Raw genomic sequence first — 9,100 nt, 5'->3', positions numbered from 1 at the left:
GGGCGCATTCCCATTTTCCCGGTTGGATGCTTAATCAAAGAGGGGGCAGGCTTGCGTTATTGACATTATCGGTGGTTTTTGCGTTTACACAGGCTGTGGTCGATAACGTCAATAACACAAGCCTGACCCCGTTGCCCCCACCAACTATGACAAAAAAACCATATTGTGATCAAACCGGGAAAATGGGAATGCGCCCTACTAAAGTTATAAATTGAATTTTTAAAATGGCAAAAAATGAAATGAGAAAACTTGCTAATATATCAAAAAAAACCACAGTTAAAGAGCTTTTAGAACGTTATCCTCAAGTTCTAACTATTTTTATTGAATTAAAACTCAAATGTTTTGGTTGTCCCATGGAAGGACTACATACATTGGAAGATATTTCAATTCAAAACAGGATCGACGTGGAGCAATTACTGATCAACTTTAACAGTAAAATTGATGGGGTAGAAATGGCTTCGGGAAAAAACACACACAACACCTTGACCTCACACGTCCCAGAATAGCCCCAGTTTAACCATAACCACAAAAGGAGAAACAACATGAACAGACGCAAAATAAAAGAGCAGATTTTCTGGATGGGGTCCGTGGACTGGGACAATAGACTTTTTGATTCCCTGATTCCACTCCCGGACGGAACCAGCTATAACGCTTATCTCATTGAAGGAAGTGAGAAAACAGCATTGATTGACACGGTGGATCCGCCCATGGGTAAAGAATTCATGGCCCAGCTTGAGGGTATCCATAAAATAGATTATATTATCTCGAGTCATGCGGAACAGGACCATTCCGGGATGATTCTCCAGGTTCTTAAAAAATACCCCGATGCAAAACTTGTATCCACCCCCAAGGCCAAAGCAATGCTCATGGATCTTTTGAAAATCCCTGGGGATTTTTTTATATCCATTGAAGATGGAGAAACCTTGTCCCTTGGCGATAAGACCCTGAAATTCATTTTTACCCCCTGGGTGCACTGGCCAGAAACCATGGTTACCTATCTTAAAGAGGACAGAATCCTGTTCAGTTGTGATTTTTTCGGTTCCCATATTGCGTCAACTGACCTTTTTGTCACAGATCAAGGACGGGTTTACGAGGCAGCCAAACGCTATTTTGCCGAAATCATGATGCCCTTTAGAAACGTCATAAAGAAGAATCTGGAAAAACTTGCCCCTTACGAGATAGAAATGATTGCACCCGGCCACGGACAGATATTTCCCGACCCAGCTTTTATACTGGATGCCTATAATAAGTGGACCCTGGGCACTCCCCGGAATACCGTGGTGCTTCCCTATGTATCCATGCACGAAAGTACAAGGCTCATGGTGGAACACCTTGTGGCCTCCCTGGTGGACAGAGGGGTAAAGGTGGAGCAGTTTAACCTGGCCGTAACCGATATCGGAAAACTGGCCATATCGCTGGTGGATGCCGCTACCATTGTGGTGGGAACCCCCACAATACTGTCCGGTCCCCACCCCTACGCTGCCTATGCTGCCTTTTTGGCAAACGCCCTGCGGCCCAATACAAAATTTCTCTCCATCGTCGGTTCCTATGGGTGGGGCGGCAAGACCGTGGAGGCCCTTGCGGGAATGATTCCCAACCTCAAGGTGGAAGTGATAGAACCTGTCCTCTGCAAAGGAGTTCCCACAAAAGAGGGGTTTGACGCATTGGACAATCTGGCAGATGCCATCGCACAAAAACACAAAGAACAAGGGTTCAAATAACGCCCATTAAGCTATTAATGGCGGTATGTGTCATTGCCGATACCCTGTCAGCCTTCAGATACTGAGGTAAACCCCGACTGATAGTGGTACGGGCGCATTCCCATTTTTTCAGTTCAACGCTTCATCAAAGAGGGGTCAGGCTTGCCCCCACCAACTATGACCGACAAACCATATTGTAACCAAACCCTAAGAAATAGGAATAGGCCCAGTGGCACCCTTCATCCCTGTCCCTGGTGATCCCGGTTGAGATGATAATTAATCCATGAAGACGTACGATTCAAGGCCCATAATCGCGGTGAAATAAACGCACATGACAATTGATTTTCATCCCCCTGTCGTCTATATCGACGATGGGCACGAACCCAGATGCACCATTTTTCCGGATTGACCTCACAGTACCCGTCCCGGGAACCACCACAGGCACCGTTTCTGGTGTGCTTGGGACACCCCGACTCCGGGCACTGAAATCCAATGTGCTGGATGGCACAATCGCCACAGCTCTGGCAGGAGAGAAACAGTTTTTTTAAGGGATCTTCCAGGAGCAGTTTTACCATCCATGAGAAATTATTCTGATCAAAAAACCCGGCCATACGGAAGTAGAGCGGGGCTGCCAGGGAATTTCGGGTGAAAAAGATTCCATGGGCACCTTTTAAGATGAAATAGGGGATATGATCGGTGAGGGCCGCCATCATTTTCTGCTTTACGGTGGTCGGTTTTACCTTATTTCTTTCCCGGGCAAAAAGGTAATAGTAACCATGATTATGATCTTTAAACTCCGCCAGGTAATCCTGCCAGTTATGCTCAATTTCATCCATCCGGTTCAGTATGTTTCCCACGGTATTAAAACTTTTATGAATCCCACCGATGTGAATACCCCGATAACCCAGCCCCTTTAAGATTACCCCCAGCTTTGCCGTTCGTTCAATGGCCATTTTCAAGCCATCCCGGGGAATTTCCCACTCTTTCACAACGGTGTTAAAAAGGTCATCCGACACATGGACACCGGGCACCCGGCCTCGATTCATGGCCCTTGCGGCCCGGGGGCTTAAAAGATAGACAGAGGCCATGGTGGGAAGATTTATGCCTTTATTATGATTATTGATGAGAAGTTCTTCAAATTTATCGACATTATACCCCAGCTGGGTGATGATAAAAGAGGCCCCGGCCTGGACCTTGAGATCAAGTTTGCGATACTGGGCCTCACATTCGGACAAGGTTGTCTTAAAGGGTGAAATGGCACACCCGGTGAAAAAACCATCGGGATCACCGTTGGCCTCCAGGCGTTCATTGAGTTTTTTCAACATGGCTGTTAGGATCACGGAATCTAAATCAAATACCGGCTTTCCCTGTCCGCCGTATCCCTTTCCGGCATAATCACCGGTAATGGCCAGGATGTTTTTCATGCCCATACGTGCCAGCTGCAGGGCACGGCTCTCCATGCCCACTCGGTTCATATCCCGACAGGCAAAATGAACAATGACATCCATGCCGTATCGAAAAATCTCATGGCCAAGGACATCCGGGCTCAGGGAGGGGTTGCCACCGGGATTATCTGTGATGGAAACCGCTGAAATCCGTCCGTCATCAAATGCATCCCTGGCAATACCCACAATGGTGTCAACAGATCTTCCTGTGGACTGACGTCCAGGAACCAGTTCCAGGGTAACGACAAATTGATCTGGAGTAACAATGGCCTGGTCAAATACGCGAAGCATTTTTTAATCCCCCAATTTTTTTGTGGATCCTGCAATCAAATATTTCAAGGAACGTAATGAAAATAAGCACATCCAACACCATCTTATACTGTAAAAAATGGAAAGAAACCGTTCACTTTTATTCCACAGGTTTGAATCTAACCACTCTCACCGCCCGGGAATGGTTTGTAGAATTCCAACTGACGGATTCAGCCCGCCTTAGCATTGCCGATACGGCCCGGACATCCATCAAAAGCAACAACGGCAAGGGAGTCACCATCAGTTTGAAGGTGGAGGATATCCATGCAAGCCATACTGCTTTTACAAAAAAAAGACTGAACCCCACCCAGATCCGTCCCCTGTGGGGCTCACAGGTCTTTTATCTCCATGATCCCGAGGGAAACCGGCTTGAATTCTGGTCATAAATTTTATATATCCCGAACCGGCTTCAGCAGATCATGTGGTAGCCATCATCATCCCAGTCTCTGGTGATCCCGGTTCAGCTGAATAGCGGGTGCAAGAACGTTCATATGCCCATACAAAAACATCCCTGAGCAGCTCAATTTTATTCAGTTCATATACACCAATCAGTCCATCAATATAAGCTTGTTCAGGTACATCAACAAATGAAAGAGGACATAGATTATCTCGAATAAGGGAAATATTTGCAGATAGACGCGAAACCCTCTTGTTTACATTTTCTTTTGCCAGCTTTCCCTCAGCAGCCTCACCAAATTCCAGGACAGGCTCCTGAGCAAACCGTCTTGAGATAAAATAATACAGACCACCCCCCTGGCTGGAGGCTTATCCCACCCAAAGCCACCCAAGCAACACCATCAAGGAGCTAAGCGTCACAGGAATGCCGACAACGGCATGCTGCCAAAACGAAATTTTAATATCGTAATGAGAGGCCTGCTCCACCACGATGAGATTTGCAATGCTGCCAAGCAGAAACAAATTGCCGGCAAAGGTGCTTGAGACGGCCAGGGTATACCATTGTGTCTGGACCAGGGGATCAATAAAACGAATTAACACCATGACCGCCGGAACATTACTGAAAAAGTTACTTAAGATGACTGACATCCCCGTCAGAACCGGCAGATTATGCAAATCCATCCCCATGAAAGAGAGTTGATTCATGACAATGTCCAGAAAGCCAGCCCGGGCAACTCCATGAATTATTACAAAAAGCGCACAGAACAATGTGATCAGATGCCAGTCCACCAGCCCCATGATATCTCTGGTTTTCATTTTCCGACTGCACAACAAGACCCCGGCAATGCCAATGGCTGAAAACTCCCTTGGTATTGAAGAAAAAAACAACAATACCAGCACAATGATGGCAACGATTCCCTTTGTGGTCTGCCATTTATCAAAGGGTTGACCCGGGGACATATGCGCCATGGATTTTTTTTCATTCACAACCGATATCTGCTGCCGGTATATCAGCAATATAATAAAATAACCGGCACCAAGTGCAAGAAAAGACGGCGGGCTGCACCAGAAAAAAAACTGGGCAAAATTCAACTGCCCGGTCTGCCCGATGAGCATATTCTGGGGATTTCCGATGATTGTTGCCGCCGAGCCGATATTACTTGAAATCGCCAGCCCCATGAGAAAGGGGATGGGATTGAGTCCAGCTTCAACCAAAGACAGCGCCAGAACCGGAGTAAAGGCAAAACACACAATATCATTGGCCAGCATGGCGGACAATAAAGCGCTCACAAGCATGGTGGCAAGTAAAAAAAGGCGCGGGTGCGTATAATAGGGGACTATTTTCATTGCCACCCAGGTGTAAAATCCCCCGAGTCTGAGCTGTGCGGAAATAATCATTAATGAATAAAGCAGCAGGATGGTGGGCAGATCAATGGATTGAACCGCCATTTCCGGTGTAACCACCCCGAAAATAACCATGGCAATGGCACCAAGGAGGGCCACACCAACACGATCAATGACAAGCCCGGGGATTTTTCCAAGGGCGATCCCCAGATATGCAAGACAGAAAATAATAACCGCCGTCATAGACGGTTCCCCGGAAGGATACATGGATACCCTGATTTCTCAAATACTTTCATATTTATCTCACCTTTTTCAGTGTCATTTTTGGGGAAGTATTGGGTTAAACGCTTCAATCAGCATTTCTGATCTCGGAAGGCAAATACTCTTCTCTTGAAGTATGATTCAACAAATCAAACACCACCCGTGCAAAACCAGCCGCTTTTTCAGGATCAGACAATAATTGCATCATCTGATTCTGATGGGCCTTGCCGCTGTCCATCACCGCATCATCAACAGCCTTGGAAAAGTCTCCCAGCATCGCCTGTTCCGGTGAGTTATTAGCAATCTGCATCATCACCTGTTTATTCTCATAGACTTTATCTCTGATGGTGTATGCATAGTTCACCATATCTTTGTCTGTGAGTTCATCGGTGATAAAAAGCTCGTTCAACCGGCTGATAATCTGTGAAATCCACTCTTCTTTGATATCCTTTGCCTTTGCCGTGCCCAGCCCTTCACCCGGGGTCAGTTCAAACCCCTCGGTCTCTTCACACAGCTTCAAATCCTGGCGGCGTATCTCCGATAATCTGTAGTGGCTCAATACCACATTATCAAAGGGGATATCATTCTCTGCTATAAAGCTTTCCCGCAACATGGGCCTGAGATTTCTGGCATATAGGCTCAACTTTTCAAGATCTATGTCATCATAATCAACAATCTGGGACATGAACTCATAAAAACGCACAAAGGTGCCCAAATCCTTTTTAAAAATTTCCAGAAGATCTTTTTCCTTTTTGCACGCCTTAAAGCTGTTCTCGGCATTGGCAATCAACACCGCATCGGCCGTTTTTTTAGTGCGTTCAAACATCTCTTTGGCCAGGGTATAGGCATCTATGGCTGATTTGTAGCGAGTTTTCCAACGCTCCACCGCAGGCTTGCAGATATTGGCAATGGCCGCATTGCTTTTGCTCTTTTGTAAAAACGCCCCGCAAAACTGCTCCACCTCCTGCCACAGGAAAATACCGGCGGCTCGGAGTTTTTCAAACAGATCAAATATCAGATCCGGATTGGAGACATCGCTGAGTTTTGCTGTTTGATAGTAGGGCTGGAAGGATTCAAGAATATCCTGGGGCTCGTTGAAAAAATCTAGCACAAAGGTGCCGCTGTCAGCTTTACCGGGATAGATCCGATTCAAGCGGGACAGGGTCTGCACACACTCAACCCCCCCGAGTTTCTTATCCACGTACATGGCGCACAGCTTGGGCTGATCAAACCCGGTCTGGAATTTATTGGCCACGATCATCACTTGATAATCTCTGGAGTTAAAGGCTTTTCGCATGTCACGGCCCTTAAGATGGGGATTCATATTGTTTTCCCGAAACTTTTCCCCCAGCAGCCCCGCAACATTGGGGTCATTCTCGTTGAACGCCACCTCACCGGAGAAAGCCACCATAGCGTGGATTTTTTGATACCCTTTTTCGCTGATATATTTATCAAACCCCAGTTTATACCGCACCGCCTCTTTCCGGGAGCTGGTCACCACCATGGCCTTGGCCTGTCCGCCCAGCAAGCCCATGACATTTTCTTTAAAGTGCTCGATAATCACCTGCACCTTTTGGGAGATGTTGTAATCGTGCAGACGCACCCATTGGTTGAGTTTTATCCGGGCCTTTTTACTCTCCACCTCCTGATCCGATTCTTCCATGGCCAAGGCCAGGTGATAGGCAACCTTGTAATTGATATAATTTTTTAACACATCAAGGATAAACCCCTCCTCAATGGCCTGGCGCATGCTGTACACATGATAGGCTTGGGGTTTGTTTTTCTTTGAAGGGGCTTCCAGGGCATTGGGCAGCCGTCCGAACAGCTCCAGGGTTTTGGTCTTGGGGGTGGCGGTGAAGGCAAAATAGCTCAGGTTGTGGGACGCCCGCCGGGAGGCAACCGCAGCATCCAGGATCTCATCCGCCGACAGGTCCGCTTCGTCGTCCGCCCTGAGGTCGATCATCAGCACCTCTTTTAACTTCCGGGCCGTGGAGCCGGTCTGGGAGGAGTGGGCCTCATCGGCAATGATTGCATAATGCCGATTCTTTAAGCTCACGTCATTTTCAATGGCCTGCAACACAAAGGGAAAGGTCTGGATGGTCACAATGATGATGGGCTGGGAGGTTTCCAGGGCTGCGGCAAGTTTTTCCGACTTTGTTCCATCACCAATGGTGTTGTTGATCCGGCCCACCACCCCATCCACATGCTCAAACTGGTAAATGGTATCCTGGAGCTGGTCATCCAGGACGGTTCTGTCCGTGACAATGATCACCGAATCAAAGCGCTTGTTGCCCCCCGGATCATAGAGGGATGAGAGCTGATGGGCTGTCCAGGCAATGGAGTTGGATTTGCCGGAACCGGCACTGTGCTGGATGAGATATTTGTGGCCCGGGCCTTCTTTGGCGGCATCATTGATGAGTTTGTTCACCACATCCCATTGATGATACCGGGGAAAAATCAGGGTCTCTCGTTTGTATTTGCGGCCTTCCCAGTCCTCTTTCTCTTTGATCTCCAGATGAATGTACCGGGCAATGATATTTAAGAGATTTTCAGGCAGCAACACCTCGTTCCAGAGATAATCCGTGGCATATTGGGTGAGATCTTCCGGCACATCATTGCCAGCACCACCGTCTTTGGTTCCTTTATTAAAGGGTAAAAAGAAAGTCTCTTCCCCTTCCAGGCGGGTTGTCATGAACACCTCGTACTGGCTCACGGCAAAGTGAACCAGGGCACCCCGTTTAAAGGTTAACAGGGGTTCCGGGTTTTTGGTGGCGGGATCAATGGGAAACCGGGATGTCTTATACTGGTGAATGGCGTTGTCCACTGCCTGTTTAAATTCTGATTTCAGCTCCAGGGTCACCACGGGCAATCCATTGACAAAGAGCACCAGATCAATGCGCCATTTTTTTGCTTTGGTGCCTGTTTCTGCGAGATGCACTGCGGTGGCCCAGGGGCTGTACACCAGTTCCGGCACCACCCGCAAACGGTTTTTTTCATACCGGGCCAGGGTATGGGGATTGAGATCATGTTCCGGCTTGAACTGGCACAGACTGAAACGGGTGCCCCGGTCACGCAGTTCATGGCGCAGCACCCCCAGGGTACCAAAGGTGCGCAGCTCTTTGTTGGCGGCATTGGGGTTAGCTTTGTTCAGCTGTGTGGCCACACGCTCTAAAAACTTTTGCTCGGGATTGTTGGGGTATAATTTGCGGTATTTCTGCCACTGGGTGTCCTGGGTTTCTTTAATAAATTCCAGCAAATCCTCGGGATATAAGGCAAGTTCACGATTATAGCGTTCAGGGGTACCCAGCAGCCACCCATTGGCAACCAACTGCTCGATCATTTCATTTTGAAAGACGATTTCCTTAGATTTGTTGTCCATGCACTCTCTCTTCTCTTAATTTCAGGATGACCCATGCCGAGCCAATTGTATATGTGCCGACAACGCTGTCATGCGAGTCTGTTTTCCAGCCTTTGTTTTGCATTGATAATTGCCTGGTGTAAGCGTTCTGGTATGGTCGTGCTCAAATAAAACGTTTATTTCAGCAAACAATCAATGTCTCTCAGGTTTTTAAGGTTATCCAGCTCAATTGTCTACGCACTGCGTAGACAATCTTTATTTGGCATCCTTCATATCAGCCCCAAAGT

7 protein-coding genes are annotated in these 9,100 nt (G+C 47.6%); 4 read left to right on the top strand and 3 right to left on the bottom strand.

Annotation, left to right across the window (positions count from 1 at the left end; translation table 11 throughout):
* The 3 genes from ACYQ2M_RS15450 to ACYQ2M_RS15440 all read left to right on the top strand — a co-directional run.
* The coding region (locus tag ACYQ2M_RS15450) for a hypothetical protein (protein WP_459917260.1) at positions 1–215 on the top strand (215 nt) is incomplete at its 5' end.
* Positions 216–224: 9 nt separating this feature from the next.
* On the top strand, positions 225–506 hold the full coding sequence (locus tag ACYQ2M_RS15445) for a DUF1858 domain-containing protein (protein ID WP_459917259.1): 282 nt from the start codon (positions 225–227) through the stop codon (positions 504–506).
* Positions 507–542: 36 nt separating this feature from the next.
* Positions 543–1,721 (top strand): FprA family A-type flavoprotein, encoded by a 1,179-nt coding sequence (locus ACYQ2M_RS15440; RefSeq protein WP_459917258.1) that lies wholly within the window; start codon positions 543–545, stop codon positions 1,719–1,721.
* Positions 1,722–1,939: 218 nt separating this feature from the next.
* Here ACYQ2M_RS15440 and ACYQ2M_RS15435 read toward each other — a convergent pair whose 3' ends face one another.
* Positions 1,940–3,436 carry a methylenetetrahydrofolate reductase C-terminal domain-containing protein gene (locus tag ACYQ2M_RS15435; protein WP_459917257.1) on the bottom strand — a complete coding sequence of 499 codons (1,497 nt, stop codon included), beginning with the start codon at positions 3,434–3,436 and terminating at the stop codon, positions 1,940–1,942.
* Between the two features lie 56 nt (positions 3,437–3,492).
* Here ACYQ2M_RS15435 and ACYQ2M_RS15430 point away from each other — a divergent pair, with 56 nt between their 5' ends.
* Positions 3,493–3,840 carry a VOC family protein gene (locus ACYQ2M_RS15430; RefSeq protein ID WP_459917256.1) on the top strand — a complete coding sequence of 116 codons (348 nt, stop codon included), beginning with the start codon at positions 3,493–3,495 and terminating at the stop codon, positions 3,838–3,840.
* A 379-nt stretch (positions 3,841–4,219) separates the two neighbouring features.
* On the opposite strand, the gene ACYQ2M_RS15425 is transcribed toward ACYQ2M_RS15430, so the two are convergent.
* Together ACYQ2M_RS15425 and ACYQ2M_RS15420 are read right to left on the bottom strand one after the other, a co-directional pair.
* The gene (locus tag ACYQ2M_RS15425) at positions 4,220–5,437 is read right to left on the bottom strand and encodes an ArsB/NhaD family transporter (RefSeq protein ID WP_459917255.1); all 1,218 of its coding nucleotides are present in this window, start codon (positions 5,435–5,437) and stop codon (positions 4,220–4,222) included.
* A gap of 106 nt (positions 5,438–5,543) precedes the next feature.
* The gene (locus tag ACYQ2M_RS15420) at positions 5,544–8,834 is read right to left on the bottom strand and encodes a type I restriction endonuclease subunit R (RefSeq protein ID WP_459917254.1); all 3,291 of its coding nucleotides are present in this window, start codon (positions 8,832–8,834) and stop codon (positions 5,544–5,546) included.
* Positions 8,835–9,100: the final 266 nt, after the last annotated feature.

It is taken from the genome of Desulfocicer niacini, from assembly GCF_054657595.1.
This window is presented reverse-complemented; position numbering and strand designations above follow the sequence as displayed.